Origin of the sequence: Pseudomonas uvaldensis, from assembly GCF_021271205.1 — a bacterium.
Lineage (GTDB): Bacteria > Pseudomonadota > Gammaproteobacteria > Pseudomonadales > Pseudomonadaceae > Aquipseudomonas > Aquipseudomonas uvaldensis.
The window spans coordinates 245,675-266,117 of the sequence record NZ_JAIWKS010000002.1; the positions used below are offsets into that span (position 1 = coordinate 245,675).

20 protein-coding genes are annotated in these 20,443 nt (G+C 62.8%); 3 read left to right on the forward strand and 17 right to left on the reverse strand.

Annotated features, from left to right (window positions below; genetic code table 11):
- Positions 1 to 85: 85 nt before the first annotated feature.
- From LCU97_RS04490 to LCU97_RS04555, 14 genes are all read right to left on the reverse strand, one after another.
- Entirely contained in the window at positions 86 to 1,003 is a 918-nt protein-coding gene (locus LCU97_RS04490; RefSeq protein WP_232775678.1) for a dihydrodipicolinate synthase family protein, read from the reverse strand.
- A gap of 76 nt (positions 1,004 to 1,079) precedes the next feature.
- Entirely contained in the window at positions 1,080 to 2,108 is a 1,029-nt protein-coding gene (locus LCU97_RS04495) for a trans-3-hydroxy-L-proline dehydratase (protein WP_232775679.1), read from the reverse strand.
- Positions 2,109 to 2,222: 114 nt separating this feature from the next.
- Positions 2,223 to 2,945: an amino acid ABC transporter ATP-binding protein gene (locus LCU97_RS04500; RefSeq protein ID WP_053150652.1), complete on the reverse strand. Its 723-nt coding sequence runs from the start codon at positions 2,943 to 2,945 to the stop codon at positions 2,223 to 2,225.
- Positions 2,938 to 3,588: an amino acid ABC transporter permease gene (locus LCU97_RS04505; protein WP_053150655.1), complete on the reverse strand. Its 651-nt coding sequence runs from the start codon at positions 3,586 to 3,588 to the stop codon at positions 2,938 to 2,940. Before LCU97_RS04505 ends, LCU97_RS04500 begins: the two co-directional genes overlap by 8 nt.
- A 38-nt stretch (positions 3,589 to 3,626) precedes the next feature.
- Positions 3,627 to 4,292: an amino acid ABC transporter permease gene (locus tag LCU97_RS04510; RefSeq protein ID WP_232775680.1), complete on the reverse strand. Its 666-nt coding sequence runs from the start codon at positions 4,290 to 4,292 to the stop codon at positions 3,627 to 3,629.
- Entirely contained in the window at positions 4,285 to 6,054 is a 1,770-nt protein-coding gene (gene lhpI, locus LCU97_RS04515; RefSeq protein WP_232775681.1) for a cis-3-hydroxy-L-proline dehydratase, read from the reverse strand. Before lhpI ends, LCU97_RS04510 begins: the two co-directional genes overlap by 8 nt.
- A 10-nt stretch (positions 6,055 to 6,064) precedes the next feature.
- Positions 6,065 to 6,883 carry an ABC transporter substrate-binding protein gene (locus tag LCU97_RS04520; RefSeq protein WP_053150666.1) on the reverse strand — a complete coding sequence of 273 codons (819 nt, stop codon included), beginning with the start codon at positions 6,881 to 6,883 and terminating at the stop codon, positions 6,065 to 6,067.
- Positions 6,884 to 7,112: 229 nt separating this feature from the next.
- A complete protein-coding gene (locus LCU97_RS04525) occupies positions 7,113 to 7,865 on the reverse strand; it encodes an AraC family transcriptional regulator (RefSeq protein ID WP_232775682.1) in 753 nt (250 codons plus the stop codon).
- 204 nt (positions 7,866 to 8,069) lie between these two features.
- On the reverse strand, positions 8,070 to 9,326 hold the full coding sequence (locus LCU97_RS04530) for an NAD(P)/FAD-dependent oxidoreductase (RefSeq protein ID WP_232775683.1): 1,257 nt from the start codon (positions 9,324 to 9,326) through the stop codon (positions 8,070 to 8,072).
- On the reverse strand, positions 9,323 to 9,559 hold the full coding sequence (locus LCU97_RS04535) for a 2Fe-2S iron-sulfur cluster-binding protein (protein WP_053150675.1): 237 nt from the start codon (positions 9,557 to 9,559) through the stop codon (positions 9,323 to 9,325). The genes LCU97_RS04530 and LCU97_RS04535 overlap by 4 nt, the downstream gene beginning before the upstream one ends.
- On the reverse strand, positions 9,552 to 10,667 hold the full coding sequence (locus LCU97_RS04540; protein ID WP_053150678.1) for an NAD(P)/FAD-dependent oxidoreductase: 1,116 nt from the start codon (positions 10,665 to 10,667) through the stop codon (positions 9,552 to 9,554). Before LCU97_RS04540 ends, LCU97_RS04535 begins: the two co-directional genes overlap by 8 nt.
- Positions 10,664 to 11,596 (reverse strand): 4-hydroxyproline epimerase, encoded by a 933-nt coding sequence (locus LCU97_RS04545; RefSeq protein ID WP_232775684.1) that lies wholly within the window; start codon positions 11,594 to 11,596, stop codon positions 10,664 to 10,666. Before LCU97_RS04545 ends, LCU97_RS04540 begins: the two co-directional genes overlap by 4 nt.
- A gap of 185 nt (positions 11,597 to 11,781) precedes the next feature.
- Complete coding sequence (locus LCU97_RS04550) at positions 11,782 to 12,453, reverse strand: GntR family transcriptional regulator (RefSeq protein WP_053150684.1); 672 nt, start codon at positions 12,451 to 12,453, stop codon at positions 11,782 to 11,784.
- Complete coding sequence (locus LCU97_RS04555; RefSeq protein ID WP_082339719.1) at positions 12,450 to 13,685, reverse strand: MFS transporter; 1,236 nt, start codon at positions 13,683 to 13,685, stop codon at positions 12,450 to 12,452. The genes LCU97_RS04550 and LCU97_RS04555 overlap by 4 nt, the downstream gene beginning before the upstream one ends.
- Positions 13,686 to 13,816: 131 nt before the next feature.
- Here LCU97_RS04555 and LCU97_RS04560 point away from each other — a divergent pair, with 131 nt between their 5' ends.
- Positions 13,817 to 15,193: an aminotransferase-like domain-containing protein gene (locus tag LCU97_RS04560; RefSeq protein WP_232775685.1), complete on the forward strand. Its 1,377-nt coding sequence runs from the start codon at positions 13,817 to 13,819 to the stop codon at positions 15,191 to 15,193.
- Positions 15,194 to 15,319: 126 nt separating this feature from the next.
- On the forward strand, positions 15,320 to 17,461 hold the full coding sequence (locus LCU97_RS04565) for a TonB-dependent siderophore receptor (RefSeq protein ID WP_053150691.1): 2,142 nt from the start codon (positions 15,320 to 15,322) through the stop codon (positions 17,459 to 17,461).
- 54 nt (positions 17,462 to 17,515) lie between these two features.
- On the opposite strand, the gene LCU97_RS04570 is transcribed toward LCU97_RS04565, so the two are convergent.
- Both LCU97_RS04570 and LCU97_RS04575 read right to left on the reverse strand, forming a co-directional pair.
- The gene (locus tag LCU97_RS04570) at positions 17,516 to 18,250 is read right to left on the reverse strand and encodes an SDR family NAD(P)-dependent oxidoreductase (RefSeq protein WP_053150695.1); all 735 of its coding nucleotides are present in this window, start codon (positions 18,248 to 18,250) and stop codon (positions 17,516 to 17,518) included.
- Between the two features lie 305 nt (positions 18,251 to 18,555).
- Positions 18,556 to 18,762 carry a tautomerase family protein gene (locus tag LCU97_RS04575; protein ID WP_013693518.1) on the reverse strand — a complete coding sequence of 69 codons (207 nt, stop codon included), beginning with the start codon at positions 18,760 to 18,762 and terminating at the stop codon, positions 18,556 to 18,558.
- A 128-nt stretch (positions 18,763 to 18,890) separates the two neighbouring features.
- On the opposite strand from LCU97_RS04575, the gene LCU97_RS04580 reads away from it, so the two are divergent.
- A complete protein-coding gene (locus LCU97_RS04580; protein WP_232775686.1) occupies positions 18,891 to 19,814 on the forward strand; it encodes a LysR family transcriptional regulator in 924 nt (307 codons plus the stop codon).
- A 103-nt stretch (positions 19,815 to 19,917) separates the two neighbouring features.
- Here LCU97_RS04580 and LCU97_RS04585 read toward each other — a convergent pair whose 3' ends face one another.
- Positions 19,918 to 20,352 (reverse strand): nuclear transport factor 2 family protein, encoded by a 435-nt coding sequence (locus LCU97_RS04585; RefSeq protein WP_232775687.1) that lies wholly within the window; start codon positions 20,350 to 20,352, stop codon positions 19,918 to 19,920.
- Positions 20,353 to 20,443: the final 91 nt, after the last annotated feature.

Here is a 20,443-nt window from a genome sequence, read left to right on the forward strand (position 1 = left end):
CACATACAGCATAGTCTTGCCAGACAGACCGCTTTCGCGAGCAAGCCCGCTCCCACACAGGCCTTCATATTTCTAGAGGGAGGTCCTAAAGCCCCACATCCGGCAACGCCGGCCGATTGGCCATGGCCTTGGCCATGATCTGTTCCACGTACAGCCGGTCTTCCTCTGGCAACGCCAGGCGCGGTGGGCGGGTGAGGGCGCTGCCGCGGCCGGCGATGGCTTCGCACAGCTTGATGCACTGCACCAGGTCCGCGCGGGCGTCCAGGTGCAGGATCGGCATCAGCCATTCGTAGATCGGCATCGCTTCGGCGAAACGCCCGGCGCGGGCCAGGCGGAAGATGGTTTCGCCTTCCTTCGGGAACACATTGGACATGCCCGACACCCAGCCCTCGGCGCCGACGGCGAGGCTTTCGAGCACCACGTCGTCGAGCCCGGCGAACAACACGAAACGGTCACCCACTTCGTTGCGCACGTCGATGAAGCGCCGGGTGTCGCCGGACGAATCCTTGAAGCACACCACGTTGTCGCAATCGGCCAGGGATATCAGGATGTCCGGGGTCACGTCGTTTTTGTAGATCGGCGGGTTGTTGTAGACCATCAGCGGTACATCGGCGTGCCGGGCCACGTAGCGGAAATGCTCGGCGGTTTCGAACGGCTTGGAGCCATAGACCAGGGCCGGCATCAACATCACACCGTCGACACCGACCTTGCGCACGGCATTGGCGACCTTGGCAGCTTGCACGCTGGTGAACTCGGCCACGCCGCAGATCACCGGCACCCGGCCACGGGAGGCGTCCACCGCCACTTCGGTCACGGCGATTTTTTCCTCGGCGCTCAAGGAGGTGTTTTCCCCCACCGAACCACAGACCACCAGGCCCGACACGCCGTCACGGATGACGTTGGAAATCACCTGGTGGGTTTTTTCCAGGTTGATGGAAAAATCGTCGTTGAATTGGGTCGTGACGGCAGGGAATACGCCGCTCCAGTTGATGCGTTTGCTCATGGGTTGTCTCCGATTGCTAATGGTTTGTGATGTGTGGGAGCAAAGTTTGCTCACACAGGGCGATGCCAGTTCAAAATCAGGCCCCAGGCCAGGTGTCCGACAACCGATAGCCTTGCGGCCACGGGTCTTGGGGATCCAGCAGCAGTTGGTGAGTCCCGGTGATCCACGCCCGGCCGGCGATGCACGGGTAGATCGCCGGGCGTCCGGCCACGTCGGTCAGCGAATCGATACGACAGTGGAATTCGGAGCCGATGATCGAGCGTCCGATAAAACGATCTCCTACCTGCATCTTCCCTTTGGCCTGCAGCACCGCCATGCGTGCCGAGCAGCCGGTGCCGGTGGGCGAGCGGTCGATCTTGCCGGGCCGGATCACCACGGCATTGGCGCCCGTAGCGATACCGGCCTCATGAACGATGGGCGCGGCGATCTGGCAGAACGAGATATGCGACCACTCGGGATTCAGCGGATGCACGAAACCCAGCTGTTCATTGGCGGCCCGGGTGATCTTCATGCCGGTGGCCACCAGGTCGGCCGCTTCGTCGGGGCGAATGGCAAAGCCCAGGTCCTGAGCGTCGGCAATGACGAAGCTGTCGCCGCCGTAGGCCGTGTCCACCCGCAACGACCCCAGGCCCTCGACTTCGATCCAGGCATCGAGGCGGTCGGCGAAGGAGGGCACGTTCTTGATTTCTACCCGTTGCACTTTGCCGTCGTGGCAATCGGCGAACGCTTCGATCAGGCCCCCCGGCGCTTCGAGCACCAGGTGCGTCCGGGGTTCGGTCATGGGCAGGATGCCGCTGTCCAGCAGCACGGTGGCGACGCACAGGGAGTTGGAACCGGACATCGGCGGCGTGTCAGCCGGCTCCATGATGATCCAGGCCATCTGCGCCCGTGGGTCCTTGGCCGGTACCAGCAGGTTCACATGGCGGAACACCCCGCCACGGGGTTCGTTGAGTACGAAGTTGCGCAGGGTCTGGTCCCGGGCGATCCAGCGCGACTGCTCCCACACCGTGTCGCCGGGCGGTGGGGCGACGCCGCCGACGATCACATCCCCGACTTCGCCTTCGGCGTGGCAGCTGACTATATGGATGATCTTTGATGAGCGCATGGGGTGATCCTTGTTGTTTGTTCGGGCCTCTTCGCGAGCAAACCCGCTCCCACAGGGCGCGCGGTGCGTACAGATCCCCTGTGGGAGCGGGCTTGCTCGCGAAAGGCTATCGGGCTATTTCACTGACCTGAGAAACGCCGCCGTCTCCGGCTGCATCGGGTTGCCGATGACCTGCTCCGGCGGCCCGATCTCATGCACCCGGCCATTGCAAAAGAACGCCACCCGGTCGGACACATCGCGGGCAAAGCGAATCTCGTGGGTCACCAGCACCATGGTCATGCCGTCTTCGGCAAGCATGCGCATGGTGTCCAGCACTTCGCCCACCAGTTGTGGGTCCAGGGCCGAGGTGGCTTCGTCGAACAGCATGTAGTCCGGTGACATTGCCAGGGCCCGGGCGATGGCCATGCGTTGTTGCTGGCCCCCGGAAAGTTTGCCGGGAAACGCCTTGAGCTTGTCGCCCAGGCCAACGTGTTCGAGCTGACGCACCGCCAGGGCTTCGGCGTCCTGCTTGCTCTTGCCCAGCACTTTGCGCGGTGCCAGCATCACGTTCTCCAGCACGGTCAAGTGAGGGAAGGCGTTCCATTGCTGGAAGACAATGCCGATCTTCTGCCGCAAGTGATTGAGGTCGGTGGCGCGGTCATGGACTTCGATGCCGTCGACGCGGATGCTGCCTTTCTGGATCGGCTCCAGGCCGTTGATGCACATCAGCAGCGTCGATTTGCCGGAGCCCGAGCCGCCGATGATCGACACCACTTCGCCCTTGTCCACCGTCAGGCTCACGCCCTTGACCACCTCCAGATCACCGAAGGATTTGTGCACGTTTTCGATTTCAATCATTTTCCTGCCACCTTCTTTCCAACCGTGCGCCGAGGCGGGCGACCACCAGGCTCATGACGTAGTAGATGAGGCCTGCGATGCACAGCACCAGCAGGGGTTCTTGAATGCGCGTGACGATGGTCTGCGAGGCGCGCAGCAGTTCGACGATGCCGATCCACATCACTAGGGCGGTGTCTTTCATTACGCCGAGCACCAGGTTCAGCCAGCCGGGAAAGGCCACCCGCGTGGCAATCGGCAGGACGATGAAGCGCAGGTCCTGCAGATAACTCAGGCCCAGGGAGCGACTGGCGCGCCGCGTGCCGAGGGGCACCGCCAGCACGCCGCCCCGGACGATTTCGGTGAAATAGGCCGCCGCGTAGATTCCAAGCACGATGCAGCCGACCGCAAAGGCGCTGAGGTTCAGCCCGGCAATGCTCTTGAAAGAGTTGAACAACACGAACTGGATCAGCAGCGGCACGCTGCGAAACACATCCAGCACCCAGGCCAGTGGCAGGCTGGCCCTTGGCGCCAGGGCCCGGAGCAGGCCGAACAGCAGGCCGGCCAGGCTGCCCAGCAGGATCGACCATGCGGTCAGTTGCAACGTGACCCAGGCCCCTTCGAGCAGGAACAGCAGGTCGTTGACGGTGAGGCTTGTGGCAAACATGACGGGCCCTCGATAAGGATGCTTCAATAACGATGCTTTCAATAGCGAAAGAGCCGCCAGGACAGCAGCCGGGCCAGTCCGACGATCGATTTGGCGATCAGGTAATACAGCACTGCCGCGAGGGCGAAATATTCGAAGGTACGGAACGTCTTGACGTTGTATTCCTGGGTCACGCCGGTGAGGTCGTTGTTCAGGCCGACCACCACCCCCAGCGACGTCATCAACACCGCCCAGACCATCTGGTTGGTCAAGGGATAGAAGACGATGCGCAACAGCTGCGGGACGATGATCATCCGGTAGGCCTGGAACGCACTCATCCCCAGGGAACGCGCCGCGCGCATCTGTGTGCCGGGCACGGCCTTGAGGCCGCCGCGAAAATTCTCCGCCAGATAGCCGGCGTTGTTGAAGGTGATCCCGGCCAGCAGCGCGAGCCATGAACTGACGTGCAACCCGAGGGAACCGAGGCCGAAGTAGAGGATGTAGATCTGGAACAGTGAGGGGGTGTTACGGGCGATGGAAACCCAGCCGTTGCCCACCCCGCGTAGCAATGGGTGGCGCGCCTGGCGCATGACCGTCAGCACCAGGGCGATCAGCACGCCGAAAATCATCGACAGGGCCGCGGTTTCGAACGTCACCCACGCCCCGGCCAGCATATCGGGCAGGGCGCGCAGGGCGGGGCGCCACTGGAAGCTGTAGTCAAACATGGGATCTGTTTCCTGGACGATTGACAGGGCGCAACCACATCGGCGGCTGGCCGCTGGTGGTGCCGGTGCACGCCGCCTCGACGCATTCGGCGAGGCTGGCAAAGTGCACACCGCGGCCCACCAGGCCCGGCGCGTAATGGGCGAATTTGCCGGAGTTGGTCATCAACGTGGTGGCCTGTGGCGGGATCACGGGTTCGCCCAACATGCACCAGCAGGTGTCGGTGACCAGCGTAGCGCCGAAGGCTTCGAGGGACGCGAGATACCCGCCGGCGCGGGCTTGTTCCAGTACCGCTCGACCGCAGGTGATCGCCAGCATTACTTGCGGATGTTTATGTCGACCCGCGCACAGCTTTGCCAGGGCCGCGAACTCGCTGAGGGAAAAATGCGGGTTACCCAGGGAAACCACATCCACGTGGTTGTCCCGGGCATTGTTCAACTCGCGCCAACTGGCAAGCAGGCCCGCGATATCGACGGCTTTGACCGGCAAAACCGGCTCCCACGTATCCGGGTCGAGGGCTTCCGGGGTTACCCCGGCGATGTGGAACAGCGGCGCGGCGCTGGTGGTAGCGAACGCGGCACCGAAGGCTTTCAGGTCGTCCTGGCTGGGGGCGGCGTGTTCCAGGCCGCGAATCAGCGGGATGTTCCGGCCCGCCAGGTGACCGACGTGGTAGCCCAGCAGCGGATAGAAACTGTCGTCGACGGCGCCCGACACCGGCACCTCGACGATCAATCCGGCCTTGCGCCGGGCGTCCAGGTGACAACCGGCCAACGGTGCGCGTCCGCACAATGCTATGCAGATGTCGAGGAAGTCCGGGTATTTCTGGGTGCGTGCGCCGAGTACGCTGTTGGCATAGACCACCGCATTGGATTCGGCCCAGACGATTTGCTCGCCGGCCTTGGGGGCTGTGTCGAGCAGGTAGGGCGCACAGGTGAAACTCATCTGCGCGCCCATCGCCATATAGGCATCGCCCAAGGCGCTGGCCGGCTCGCCCAGAAGCGGGTCGACGCCCAGTTCCCGCCAGCGACGCTGGTCCACGGAAATGGCATTGAGGGTGGTGGGTACCCGTACCTTCGCCTCCCATTGCACCAGTTGTTCGGCAAAACGCAGGCTGGCCGGACCGGTGTAGATACAGCCGTCGATATGCGCCTGGGTCACGTCCAGCAGTTGTTCCGCACCCTGGATGGCGGCCATGCGCAATACGATCTGCATCGCCACCTGGGCAGCCTTGCCATGCGCCCCGTCGAGCAATGCCCGATCCTGCCCGGTAAGCTGAACACTCGACGGCGCAGAGGATGGCAGGGCAGCCTGCCTGCTTTGCCAGCCATCGTTGGGACGGCGTCCGGACAAGGTCACACCGTTCCCTTCGATGCGCGCGAAGCCTTGGCCCCGCAATCGATCGAACGCCTCGCGACCGACGCACACGACCGGCAGGGTACGCTGGAAGATCACTTCTGCCACGAGCACGCCCAGGGTCAGGATCTCGTCGGCTTCGGCCAGCACCAGGGCGGCGGGCGCGTGACCGTTGCTGATCAGTTCCATCATCACGCTGCTGCCGGTACAGGAGCCGCGCCCACCGGGAATCGCCAATACGCGCCCGCCCAAGCGTTCACCGCTCAGCGGATGGTGGCGGTCGATCACCTCGCCGGTGGCCGGGTCCACACCACCCCAGAAACTCAGGCTCACATCGGCGAAGAGTAGGGTGCCCTGGGCGGCTCCCTCCACCAGACAGCGACCTTCGACGCGGACAGGCGTGCTTGGCATGTCCCGATCCTCAGTAGTAGACCTGAGGAACGGTCAGGTTGGTCGGCGCAATGTCGGTGCCAACCCATTTGGTGAACAGCTCCTTGTAGCGGCCGGTGCGTACCTGCTGGTTGATGAAGAGATTGAGGTAGTTGATCAGGCCGTACTCGCTGCGCTTGGCACCGAGGGAGACGTAGTCGATGACGTAGGGGGCGTCGCCGGCAATTTTAAGATTCTTGTACTTGCCGGATTTGATGGTCGCGGCCGCCACGGTGTTGGTCACCACCGTCGCATCGATGTGTCCCTGGGCGACGGCCAGCAACGTGTCGTTCTGCGACTGATAGGCCCGGAAGCTGCCGCTGCCCCAGCTTTTCTGGTCTTTTTCCAGGGCGATGGCTTCGTAGGTACCGCTGGTATTGCCCAGGGCCTTGCCCTTGAGGTCGGCGAAGCTGTTGATGCCGGTGTTGTCGCGGGTCAGCACCACCATCTGGAAAGCGAAGTAGGGCACGGTGAGGCCGACGGTCTTGGCCCGTTCGAGGGTGTCGGAGGTCGATGCGACGATCACGTCGGCGCGACCGGAAATGAGCGCCGGGATCCGGTCGGGAAACGGCGTTTCCACGACTTCGGCCTCCACGCCGAGCACTTTCGCCAGGTCGTTGCAGTAATCCACGTCGAAGCCCGCCGGCTTGTTGCTTTCGTCGCGAAAACCCATGGGCGGGAAGTCCAGGGTCACGGCGCAACGCAGCTTGCCGGAGCCGATGATGTCGTCGAGTTTGTCGGCATGTGCCGGGGAGATGAACAGGGGAGTCAGGACAACGCTTAACGCTACGGCCAATGCAGGGTTCTTCATAAGTGCCTCGCTGTCGAATCGGTGCGTTGAGATATCGTAGTTAGGATTTCGTATACGATATTAAATAAAGCAATCAACGTGCCTGATCGGTGTTTTACCGCTCGCTGTGGTTAAGTCATTGATAGTTAAGAAACTGCTTCGGACGGACGCCCAGCAGCAAACAAGCCTGTTTCATCGCAGTGTTACAGATAGGAGCAAGTGCGCCGCCGATGCCCCGCAAGGGAACAGGCTACTGGCGCTGGTTCTCGCGAAACTGGCTCGGTGAAAGGCTGGTCAGCGCGCGGAACTGGCGACTGAAGGCGCTGTGGTCGGTGTAACCGCAGCGCAGGGCGATTTCGGTGATCGGCAGGTGTTTGTCCAGTAACAGCCGCGAGGCTTCTTCCAGTCGAGCCTTGTGAATCATCTGTCGGGGCGTGAGCTGGAAGATGCGTTTGCACTGACGTTCCAGCTGCGCCACCGACAGCCCGGCGATAGCGGTCAGTTCAGCGAGGCTGACCGGGCGGGCGAAGTGCTGTTTGATGTGGGCGTCGACCGCCGCCAGCTTCTGGAACGCCGGGTCTGCGGAACGGGGCAATTGCAAGTCCCTGGAAATGCCGGCGAGGCCAACGATCCGTGCATCGGCGTCGCACAGGGCGAGTTTGTGAGTCAGGCACCACACCGGCTGGTTGCCGTAGTACAGGTGCAGCTCGAGTTGGTCGGCCAGTTCCCGACCGCTTGCCAGGACCCGTCGATCCTGTTCGGTATACAGCGGGCCGAAGCGCTCGGGAAATACCTGCTCGGCGGTGAGGCCCAGCAGGTCGCCGCTGTGCTTGAAGCCGCAGCGTCGGGCCAGGGTCTGGTTGACGAAGGCGTAGCGGGCCTGCTTGTCCTTGATGAAAAACACCACGTCCGACAGGGTGTCGAGCAGCGGGGCGATGGGTTGCAGGCTGCGCAGCAGGGTATCGAGGTCGCAAGGTGGGAAAACAGTGAGCGAGGGGTACATGGGCCGGCAGCGCCTTTTGTAGGAACGAGCGGGTTCGCGATGGCGCAGTGTCATTCGAAAAATGGGTGGCTGTCACGCCGCAATCGCGAGCAGGCTCGCTCCCACAAAGGGTCGAGATCAGTCGCAAATGCAACTTCCACCGGATCCCCGGGGGAGCGAGCCTGCTCGCGATGAGGCCGGCAGACCCAATACAGATACCAGGATTCAGTTGCGCGGGAATTCTTCCAGCTCCAGCAAGGTTTCAATCCTCGCCGGACTGAAGGGCGGACGCGGCACCGGCGGTGTCCAGCCAAGCAGATATTCCAGCGCCGCGCCGCACACCCGCCCCTGGCATGCGCCCATGCCGCAGCGGCTCGCCAGTTTCGCTTCACGCCAGTTCGGATGTCCGGTCAGCTCGCCATAGGCCACATCTTCGCAGCGGCAGACCAGGGTGTCGGCGCGGGCCAGGTTTTTGAGCCGTGCATCGAGGGCGAACGCCTTGTTCAACGTCCTGGCGAAAGCCTGCCAATGTGCACGACGCGACCACAGGCGTCGGGCGGCGGCCGTATCGTCGACCGCCGCGTGTCCGGCGATGGCACCTTCCACAAGCGCCAGTTCGCTTCCACCGAAACCGGTGCATTCGCCAGCGGCGTAATGGCCGGGGCGGGTGGTCGCTTGCCAGCTATCCACCGCCAGGGCGTTGCCTGTCAACTCACAGCCCAGGGCCTGACCGAGCTGGGTATTGGGGATGAGGCCGAAGCCGCAGGCCAACCGGTCGCAGGCCAGCTCGATGGGCTTGCCGTGTTGCAGCAGGCGCACGCCTTCGAGTCGTTCGTCCCCGTAGGCTTGCACCACATGGGTGTCAGTGCGGTAGTGGCCGTCGAACAAGCTGAACGCCTGTACGAACTTGCCCGGCCAGCGGGGCAATTGCGCGACGAAACCGGCCACGGCAGCGCGACCGGCCTGCTCGGCGATCCGCAGCACTTGCGCACCTTGGTGCCGCGCCGTGGCGGCGCTGGCCAGCAACAAGGGCCCGCTGCCGGCGATTACCAACCGTTCGCCGCGTACCGGCAGGCCGCCCTTGATCAACGCCTGCAAGCCGCCGGCACCGGTCACGCCGGGTAGCGTCCAGCCGGGGAAGGGCAGCAGCAGTTCGCGGGCGCCGGTGCACAGGATCAAGCGCTCGTAGCGGATCTGCCAGCCGTGTTTGGCGTCCTCCACCAGCAATGTCTGGTCGGCTGCGCGGGCAATCACGCGGGTGCCAGGATGGCAGCGCACATTGGTGCGGGCGAGCAGCCATTCGCGCAGGCGTCGTGCCTCGGTGGGCAGGTTGGCTTGGGGGCCGTCGCGCCAGATCTGTCCGCCCGGCAGTGGGTTGTCGTCCAGCAGCACAATGGATGCGCCACTGCTCGCCGCGGCGAGGGCGGCGGCCATGCCGGCGGGGCCGGCGCCGATGATCAGCAGGTCGGTGGTTTCGTTCATGGTCGGGTCTGCACTTGCATGCCGTCTCGGCACAGCGTCTGGCACGCCAGGCGCCGCTGGCCGTCGATCAGTACCCGGCATTCCTGGCAGATGCCCATGCCGCACAAGGGCGCCCGGCGCTGGCCGCTGACCGAGGTGCGGCTGCTGCCGTCTGAGCCCAGTGCCAATGCTGCCGCGACGCTGGTTCCACTGGCGACGGATAATGGATGACCATCCAGTAATAATTCAGGCATGGACCGGTTCCCCAAGGAAGCGCTGCGGCAGATAAGGCTGTGCCGCCAACGGTGACGTTTCGTTGAACAGTTGGGCGACCAGCAGATCGGCCGTCGCCGGTGCCGTGGTGACGCCCAGCCCTTCATGCCCCACCGCCAGCCATAACCCCTTGCGCTGCGGATGTTGGCCCACCAACGGCAGGCCATCGGGGCTGGCGGCTCGGAAACCGGTCCAGGCGCGAATGCCGTTGAGGTGCGCCAGCCCCGGCATGTACTCGACGGCGCGCTTGAGCATTTTCGCCAGCATCCAGCCTTCCACCTGCGGATCGACGGTTCCGAACTGCCGCGAGGCGCCAATGAACAACTGTCCGGTCGGGCGTGGCTGGATGTTGCACGCCACCGAGGGACCGCTGGCATTGTGGGCGCTGGTGACATAACCCAGCTCCACCAGGGTATGGGTGACGGTGGCGGGGTAGCGATCAGTGATCAGCAGATGGCCCTTTTTCGGTTCGATGGGCAGTTCCGGGCATAACTCGGTGGCCTGGATGCCATTGGCGAGGATCACCGCTTCGGCGCTCAGCCAGCGACCATCGTCCAGGCGCACGCGCCGGCCATCCACTTCGCTGACCTGCGCCCGTTGCTGGCGGATACCCGGTGAATCCAGCATCCAGCGAGTGGCGGCCGGGGCGTAGAGGATGCAGTCGCCCTTGATCAGCAACCCGCCTTCGAGGCCTTCGCGCAGTTCGGGCTCGCGCTGGCGCAGGGTCGCCCGGCCGATCAGCTCACAAGCTTCGCCATGGGCCGCCAGGTTGCGGTATTTGTCGTGGGCTACCGCCATTTCTTCTGCATTGGCGGCCAGCCACAAGGTGCCGTTGTTACGCATGGCGCAGTGCTCGGGCAGCAGTCGGGCGAGCTCGCGCCAACGTTGCAGGGAGTATTGGCTCAGGGCCAGTTCCGCCGGGTTGTCGTCCAGCACCAGCAGATGGCCCATGCCGGCGGCTGTCGCGCCCTGCCAGCCGGCATCCAGCACCAGTACTTCCAGGCCGCGCCGGGCCAATACCCTGGCGCAGGCCGCGCCGATGATGCCGGCACCGATGACGATCACATCGGCCACAGGCGCTTCGTTCACGGACGAATGCCCCAGGCGAACGGATCATCCGGTTCGATGATCAGCGAGGCTTCGTTACTGATGAAGGCGCGACCGCGAATGGTGGGCACGATGCGCTCGCCCGCCGGTTCGTAGGAACCTTCGAACTCGCTGCCGATGACACTCGCCTGGCGCCAGATCTGTCCGGGTTGCAACTTGCCGTCCGCCGCCAGGCACGCCAGTTTGGCGCTGGTGCCGGTGCCGCAGGGAGAGCGGTCATAGGCTTTGCCGGGGCAGAGCACGAAGTTGCGGCTGTCGGCGTGCGGGTCTTCGGCGAACAGTTCGATGTGGTCGATCAGGCCGCCGTCTTCGCCGCGAAAGCCTTGCTGTTCCAAGGCCTGTTGCACGGCGAAGGTGTAGGCGGTCAACGCGTCGAGGTTGTCGCCCGCCACGCGCTGGCCATGGTCGGCGATCAGGAAAAACCAGTTACCGCCCCAGGCCACGTCACCCACCACCGGGCCGATGCCGGGCACTTCCACGCTCAGTGCCTTGCGGTAACGGTAGGCGGGTACGTTGCGCACGCTGACCGAGCGATCTTCATGCAAGGTCGCCTGGACGGTGCCCACCGGGGTTTCGATGGCATGCACGCCGGGGCCGATCCGGCCCAAATGGGCCAGGGACGCTACCAGTCCGATGGTGCCGTGACCGCACATGCCCAGGTAGCCACTGTTGTTGAAAAAGATCACCCCGGCACAGGCCTTCGGGTCCACCGGTTCACAGAGCAGCGCGCCTACCAGCACGTCACTGCCGCGGGGTTCCAGCACGCAGGCTGTGCGCCAGGCATCGTGCTCCTCGGCCAGCCGTTGCCTGCGCTCGGCCATGCTGCCCCGGCCCAGGTCGGGAAAGCCGTCGATGACCAGGCGGGTTGGCTCGCCGCCGGTGTGGGAATCGATGACGGTAATGCGTTTCATGGACAGGCCGCTCCCGTTCAGATGAGTGAACGCAAGCGTGGCCCGCACCGAGGGTCGGCGGCTTGATGGTTTTATCCGGTGCTGATGACGAAATCGGCACAGCTGCGACACCCACAAACTCCAGCTACACAAGAATCCTCTATGGCAGCGAGCAGGCTCGCTCCCACAGGGAGGGTGGGGTGGGCTCAATGACTGGGCGGCAGGAACTCGAACAAGGTCTTGCAGACGCCGGCGATGTGCTCGTCCAGCAGCCTCACTGCCCGTTCCACATCCCTGGCGCGGCAGGCGTCGACGATTTCCCGGTGTTCATGATCGGCGCGTTCCTTGCCGGCCGACAGGCTCATCTGCATGCGCAGGTAGCGCTCCAGCTTGTCGTGGACCGAGCGGATCAGGCTGACCATGAAGGGGCGTTGCGCCGGCTCGTACAGGCAGGCGTGCAACTGCCAGTTGAGCTCGGCCCAGCGTCCCACGTCGTCCTCGCCGATGAACTCGCGGCAGATGGCCTCGGCACGGGTGAAGGTGTCTTCGGTCATGTTCGGAATCGCCAGGCGCAGCACCTTGTCTTCGAGCAGCATCCGCACCTCGAACATCTGCGCCAGTTCCGCTTCGGAAATGCGCGTGACCATCGCTCCGCGATTGCGCTGAAACATCACCAGGCCTTCGGCCTCCAGCCGCTTGAGGGCTTCGCGCACAGGGATCTTGCTGACATTGAACTGACGGGCAATGTCGTCCTGGCGAATCGGCTCGTCCTCGGCAAAATGCCCAGCCACGATGGCGTCGCGCAGGTGACGGGTGATGATTTCCGAAGTGGAGGGGGTGTTGCCCAGGTCTGGCAGGTTGAACTTGGATAAGGTCACGGCGACGGGTCGGCTGGCTGAGAGGGGGATATGGTATACGACTTGGCAGAAGGGGTGTCGAGCTGTCCTGGATCTTGGATGCGGGTTACGTACGCTTCTGTCCGAACAATGACTAATCCCGTGACCGACGCACCCAACGACAACGCCACCCCGAACAGAATCAACGCCACATCAGCGCCAAAATGGTCCGCCAACACCCCGGTCACCACCACGGGAATGCTGAACCCGACGTAGGCGAACAGAAAGAATCCGGCGCTGACCCGGGCTTTTTCCGCCCCTGCCAGGGTCGTGATCGCCGACAACCCGCCCAGGTACAGAAAGCCGTAGCACGCGCTGCTGGCCCCCAGCGCTCCCAGCAGTACCGCACTGAGCGATCCCTGGCTGGCCCCCCAGGCCAACAATCCATAGCTCAGGGGCAAGACTAACAAGCCCAACCCGGTGGCGCGGGCCGGTTGCATCCGTCGTACCCAGGGCTGGAAGAGCAAGCCGCAGCTGATGACCGTGAAGGTCGAGAGCCCCGACCAGCGCTGTAGATCGTGGGTGGCCAGTACCGAGGGCAGAATGGCGATCACCAGGCCCGAGGTGGCCCAGGCCAGCAGCATCGAAAAGCTATAGGGCAGGCTGCCGGCCGGGAACAGTGGCGGGCGCAACATGCGGGCGCGGCGGGTCTTCGGCGCAGGGTCCGGCAGACGTGAAACCACGACCATTGCGATAGCGGCCAATCCCAATTGCAACCAGAAGCTCCCTGGAACGACACTGGGGTACATCAGCAGGAACAGGCTGGTCAGCGCTGCGCCAAGACCAAAGCCCAGGGACGTGCTGGCCGTGACCCGATTGGCGCAGGCACGGGGTTCGTCGTTTGCCAGCAGTTCGCTCATATAGGCCGTCGATGTCGCCGAGGCCAATCCCGTGCCCAGCCCCATCATCAATCTTGCCAGGCCCAGCGCGACCAGATTCGGCCAGAGCAAGGTCATCACAGTCGCCACCATCGACAGACCCAGCGCTATCAATATCAAGGGTTTGCGTCCCACCCGGTCAGGCAGTCCACCGAAGGCGAGCAGGACGGGTAACACCCCCAACACATAACATGAAAACGCCACCGCCGTAGCGCCGGCGCCATAGCCGGAGGCTTGCGCGTAGGTGGTATAGAGCGGGGCTTGCAGGTTGACTGCAAGGGTGATCAGGCAGAGACCGAAAGCCAGTCCCCACGCGTGCCGGTGCTGTGTGTTCAAAGTGTTTCCTGAAGGTTGAGGCGTTTGGGCGACTATCACGTCCGGGCTTCACACGGACAAGGAACACATCCGAACCATTTGTGTTTAACTGTTCGCTTAAAAATCGAGAACACTTCGCCAAGAGCGTCGCCATGGACCTGAATATCGATCGCAATGCCGGGGTGCCCGTGATCCGGCAGCTCGTGACGCACCTCACAGGCTGGATAAACGCGCAACGTATCCGTCCCGGCGCCCGGATGCCTTCCATCCGGTCCCTGGCCCAGGAAAATGGCGTGAGCCTGTCGTCGGTCATCAAGGCTTATGACCGGATGGTCGCCAGCGGCGTCCTGGAGTCCCGCCATGGCTCGGGCTTTTTCGTGGCGCAGCAGCGTTCCTGCCCGACGGAACCGGACGTTGAGAGCGGCGATGGCCCGTGGTCGTTGTTCGATAATGCGTCGACGCAGCTCAAGCTGGGGTGTGGCTGGCTGCCGGATGCCTGGCGCGACGACACCGACCTGGGCCAGGCGATCCGCCAAGTGGTGCGCAGTGACAGCCAGGCCTTGTTCAACTACAGCACCCCGCTGGGCTCTGCCCACTTACGCCAGCACATTCAAAAACGCCTGGGGCTGATTGATATCCACGTCGATCCCCAGCAGATCATCACCACCCAAGGAGCGAGCCACGGCCTTGACCTGTTGGTGCGCACGCTGCTCAAGCCCGGTGATCTGGTGCTGGTGGAGAGCCCCGGTTATTACAACCTGTTCAATCTGCTGAGGCTGTACGGTGTCAGAACCCTGGCGGTTCCCAGGACCGCCGAGGGCCCTGATCTCGAATGCCTGGAGCGGTTGCTGGCGCGGCACAAACCCTCTTGTTTCTTCATCAACAGCATGTACCAGAACCCCACCGGCACCAGCCTGGCGCCGGGTGTGGCGTATCGGTTGTTGCAACTGGCGACCCAGCATGATTTGCGCCTTATCGAGGACGACATCTACGCGGACTTCCAGAACGGCGCGACGACTCGCCTGGCCGCGCTCGCTGGCCTGGACCGGGTGATCTACCTCGCCAGTTTTTCCAAGACGCTCTCCAGTTCATTGCGCATCGGTTATGTCGTCGCCCCACCCGACATCATCCATCGCCTGGCCGAAGTGAAGATGGTGACTGGCATCGGTTGCTCTCTGCTGGCGGAAAATGTCGTGGCGACCCTGTTGGCCAACGGGGCGTATCGCAAGCTGCTCCAGCGCTTGCGCCAGCGCTTGAACAAGCAAATGGCGAGCACGCTTCGCCTGCTGGACAAGGGGCATTGGGAGGTGTTCGCCGAGCCGACAGGAGGGCTGTTCGTCTGGGCCCGGCCTCGGCATCTGGAGAGCGGGCGGGTGCAGCAGATTGCGCGTGAAACGCAGGTCCAGCTTTCCAACAGCGCCCGCTTCATGCCGGCGGGGGAGGCGTGTGACTGGTTGCGGCTGAATGTGGCTTACGTCCAGGATGTTCGCGCACAGAGGTTTTTTCAGCGGATAGAGGAAGCGCGTTAGGGCTGTGGGAGTCCGGAAAGATACTAATGGGAACGTATATCAAATAGGAATGAGTTGCTGTATCTTTCGCGACACATTCTTGTCGGCCTCAGGTGGCCGGTGTTCTGTCATTAGGATTGTGCATCGATGCGTCGGATTCTCGTTTCACTGTGTGTGCTTCAGGCTTATTCCTTATCCACCTGGGCAGAGGAGCCCGTCGCGGCCAGCCCGGCAACGCTAGAACTGCAAGCCACCGACGTCATCGGGAGCGCTGATTACGAGACTGCAAAAGGTCCGGTGAAGGGCTACCACGCCACCCGTTCCGCCAGCGCAACCCGTACCGATACGGCGATCCACGAAACGCCGCAATCCATCTCAGTGGTGTCCCGCGACGTCGTGGAAGACCTTGGCGCCACGCGCCTGCAAGAGGCTCTCGATTACGCCGGTGGGGTGGGTCGGGCCAACAATTTCGGCGGCCAGGGGCTGACCACATTTACGGTGCGCGGCTTCACCACCGGAGAGTTCTACCGCAATGGTTTCCCGATCAACCGTGGCTACCCGAATATGCCCGATGCCAACACCATCGAGCGGCTGGAAGTGCTGCGCGGCCCGGCCACCATGCTGTATGGCCGTGGCGACCCGGGCGGGACATTCAACGTGGTGTCCAAGCAACCATTGGCCGAGCGCACGGTGACCCTGGGCAGCCAGGTCAATGACCAGGGGATGCGTCGAGGCACCCTGGACGCCTCCGGGCCGCTGGACGAAGAGGGCCGCCTGGCTTACCGGCTGAACGTGATAGGCGAGGGCGGCGACACCTTCCGCGATCACGTCGAGACCGAGCGCTATGGCATCGCGCCCGTGGTCACCTGGCAGCTCAACGACACCACGCGCCTGACCTTCGAAGGCGATTTCATGCGCAACAATGCACCGCTGGACCGTGGCCTGACCCATTACCCCGGCCAGCGCGGCACCGCCTCGCGCGATACCTTCTTCGGCGAAAAAGACGCCGGCAAGCTGCACAACGACAACAATATGTTGCAGGTGCGCTTCGAACACATGCTCAACGACGACTGGACCCTGGCCGGCGGCACCCAGTGGCTCGACGGCACCTTGCAGGGCAATGCGGTGGAAGGCAACGGCATCGCTGCCGACGGGCGTACCCTGGGGCGCAACTTCAACTATCGCAAGTTGGAATGGACCGACCGTGACACCCAGCTCAACCTCACCGGGCACTTCTCCACTGGCGGGTTCGAGCATACGTTGCTGACGGGTATCGAGTACGAGGACTACCAGTACCAGTCCATCATCCAACGCTCCGCTGCAGGGGCAGGTGCCTACCCGATCGATATCTTCGACCCGGTCTATGGGCAGCCTCGTCCTGCGTTGACGCGCAAGCCCACCGATGACCAAGAGAATCTCAAAACCTTGGGTGTGTTCGTCCAGGACCAAGTGGCGCTCACCGAGCGCTTGAAAGTACTGGCAGGGGCACGTTTCGAGCGGTTCGAGCATGAGTACGAGTCTTTCGTCCCACAGAATCCTCCCGGCAGCCGAAATTGGGACACCAGTCATAATGCGGTCACTCCGCGTCTGGGCGTGACCTACGACCTGACCGACACGGTGGCTGTCTACGCCAACACTGCCCGCTCTTTCAAACCCAACACCGGTGCCCGTCGTGAGGGCGGAGGCTTCAAGCCGGAAGAAGGCAAGTCCTACGAAATGGGGATCAAGTGGGAAGCGCTGGACCGCCAGTTGAGCGTCGACGCGGCGATCTATCAGATCGAAAAGCGCAATGTGCTCACCCCCGACCCGCTGGACACCACCTTCAACGTAGCCGCCGGAGAGGTGCGCAGCCGTGGTTTTGACCTGAACGTGGCCGGCAACCTGACGCCGGAGTGGCGCGTGATTGGGGGCTACGCCTACGTCGATGCCGAAGTGACCAAGGACATCAGTATCCCGTCCGGCACCCGCCTGCTCAACGTACCCAAGAACAGCTTCAGCCTGTTGAACGTCTACGAGTTCCAGGACGGTGGCCTCAAGGGGCTCGGCCTGGGCTTGGGTACCCGGTACGTCGACGAGCGGGCCGGCAATACCGCGGCCAGCACCTTTACCATGGATAGTTACACCGTCGTGGACCTGCTCGGCTACTACAAGGTCAACGAACGGATCCGCCTGAACCTGGACTTGAAGAACCTGTTCGACGCCGATTATGAGGAGGGCGCGTTTGGCGGCGTCTACGCTTACCCAGGCGCACCGCGAACCGTGCAGGCCGGCATCTCCTACACGCTCTGAATCCCGCGCTTCATGAAAACCCCGGAGGACTTGCCTGCCTCCGGGGTTTTCTTTTTACCACTTGCCGGTGCTCATCCCGCCGTCCACCGGCAGGATCGCGCCAGTCGTGAAGTCGGCACCCGCCAGGTACAGCACGGCTTCGGCGATTTCTTCGATGGTGCCCACACGACCAGCCGGGGCCAGGTTGTTGAGGAATTCGCGGTGTGCCGGGTCATGCATGGGCGTGTCGATGATGCCGGGCGCGACCGCGTTGACCTTGATGTGATGGGGTGACAGTTCCAGCGCCAGGGCACGGGTCATCTGGTTGACGCCGCCCTTGATCAGCACCGGCAGGGCGGCAGGCACTTGGATGTTCGGTTGCAGGGCTACCGCGGCCGAGATGTTGATGATGAAACCCTGCTGCCGGCCGACCATGTGCGCGGCGGCTGCCTGGCTGGCGTAGACGAGCCCCTTGAGGTTGGTGTCCAGCAGCGCTTCCAGATCCTGAGGGCTGTATTCGACGAAGGGTTTGGGCAAGAAAAACCCGGCGTTGTTCACCAACCCGTCAACGGCTCCGAAGGCCTCGATGGCTTTGGCGATGAGCGCAGTGGAGGTAGCCGGAGCGGCGATATCGCCCGCCACGCCGATGAAACCGGCCGGGTGGCCGAGTTGTGCGGCAGCATCATCGAGGCCGGACTGGGAACGGGCGTTGCCGACCACGTTGTACCCCTTATCCAGAAACGCCTTGACCAGACCCAGGCCGATGCCGCTGGAGGCGCCGGTGATGATGACGGTTTTTTTGCTGCTCATGTTGTGACTCCTGATCGTTGAGTTGAAACGTTGTGCCCGTGTGGGCGCTGGTTGGGATCAGGTTATTGCTGCACCGGAGTTTGATAAATGAGGGCTCTGGTACTTGAGTTGATACGTGGTGTAATCAATCTTCCTGTCATCACCGCTGATGTGGGAGCGGGCTTGCTCACGAAGGTGGTGGTTCAGTTACATATTCGCTGCTGACACACCGCTTTCGCGAGCAAGCCCGCTCCCACAGGATTGTATGCAGGACCAATGAAAAAGCCCGGTCACTGGGACCGGGCTCGGCAGGGCAAAAAACCTCATCACTCCTTCGGAAGACTTCGATACGCCGTCGTCGTCATCCCTGCATACCCCCAGTTATCCGTGTCGACTTCCTCGATCACGATGTGAGTCAGGTGCGGGTCCTTGCCCAGCACGCGCTGGAGGGTTTCGGTGATTTCCGAGATCACTTGGGCTTTTTGCTCGCGGGTCACGCCGTCACGGGTAATCCGTACGTTGACGAAAGGCATGTTGCACTCCAGTTGTTGGTAAATGGACGCAGGACAATTCCTGCGCAACCGAAGGCCACTGTATTTATACGTAGCAGGATGGTAAACAGGCGTCGGGAATATTCAGTTGATACGTGGTGTAATAAATCATGAAGCGGCACTTCGAAGACTTGCAGCTCGGCAGTATCGAACTGTTCTGCCTGGCGGCCGAGGCGGGCAGCTTTACGGCGGCGGCCCAGGTGGCAGGCGTGACGCCAGCGGCCGTGAGCCGCTCGATCTTTCGCCTGGAGGAGCGCCTGGGCTCGCGTCTTTTCGTGCGGACCACGCGCAGTATCCGGCTGACCGAAGCCGGCAGGACCTACTTCGAACAATGCCGACAGGCACTGACGCAACTGGTCGAAGCGCAGCAGGAGGTGATGGGCGCGCAATCGATGCCGTCCGGGCAACTGCGCATCAGCCTGCCCACCACCTATGGCCATCACCGGATCCTGCCGCTGCTGCCAGCCTTTCGCGCGCGCTACCCGCAGGTCAGCGTGGACATCCATTTAAGTAACCGGAACATTGATTTCGTTGCAGAAGGCTATGACCTGGCGATCCGGGTGCGGGCGCAGCCGGACTCTTCGATGATCGCCCGGTTGCTGGAGGATGCCCGACTGGTCGTGGTCGCGTCCCCGGATTATCTACGCACGGCGGGCACGCCGCAGACCCTGGAAGACCTCGACGATCACGAATGCATACAGTTCGAATTGCCCAGCAGCGGGCGGCGGATTTCCTGGCTGTTCAATGTGGAGGGCAAGGAAAAAGAGCTATTCGCTCAAGGCAGCTATAGCTGTTCGGATGACGTACTGGGTGGCGTGACGCTGGCCAAACACGGGGCGGGGCTGTTCCAGACTTACCGTTTCATCATCGAAAAGGAACTGGCGGACGGCAGCCTGGTGGAGGTGCTGCAGCCGTACAGCGGTCGGTCACGTCCTTTCACTCTGTTGTACCCCCATGGTCGATACGTGCCGCAACGGGTGCGTGCGTTCGTGGAGTTCCTGTTGGAATACCGGCAACAGTGGGCCGGTGCCTGACCCGCGCCTGAAGGCGCTCCCTGTGGCGAGAGCGCCTGCACCCGCTTGAGTGCGAAGCACTCATCCGGAAGCCGCCACAGAAAACGCCTGGATCCATTCGCGATCAGAACCGGAACGCCTGACGACCGATCAGCAGCCACTTGCCATCCTTCTGCTTCTGCCAGATCTGGAAGTTCTCGATTTCCGTCGGCACCACTTCAGTGCCCTTGAGAGCCTGGGCCGAGAAGTGGTTACGCACCAGGGCGGTGTCGCCGGACAGGGTGATTTTCTGGTTCTTCATTTCCAGGGTCTTGAACGCGCTCTTGCCCGTTTCGATATCGGCAATGAAGGCTTTCTTGTCCTGGATGTTTCCGCTGGAATGGCCGTAGGTCAGGTTTTCGGAAGCCAGGGCCTGGAGTTGTGGGATGTCTTTGTGAAGCATGGCCTGGGTCAGGTGATCGACCGCTTCGGCCACTTCTTGTTCGGCCGTTGCGGGGGCGGCGGCGACGTAGCCGCTGAACAGGCAAACGAAGCCCATCAGCAATTTGGCTTTTCTCATGATCTTTCCTTGTTTTTGTAGTTGTCGGGCAAAGGAGCGGACGATGATCGCCTACGCTCATCGGTCATCGTATAACTTGTGTAGGGCAACG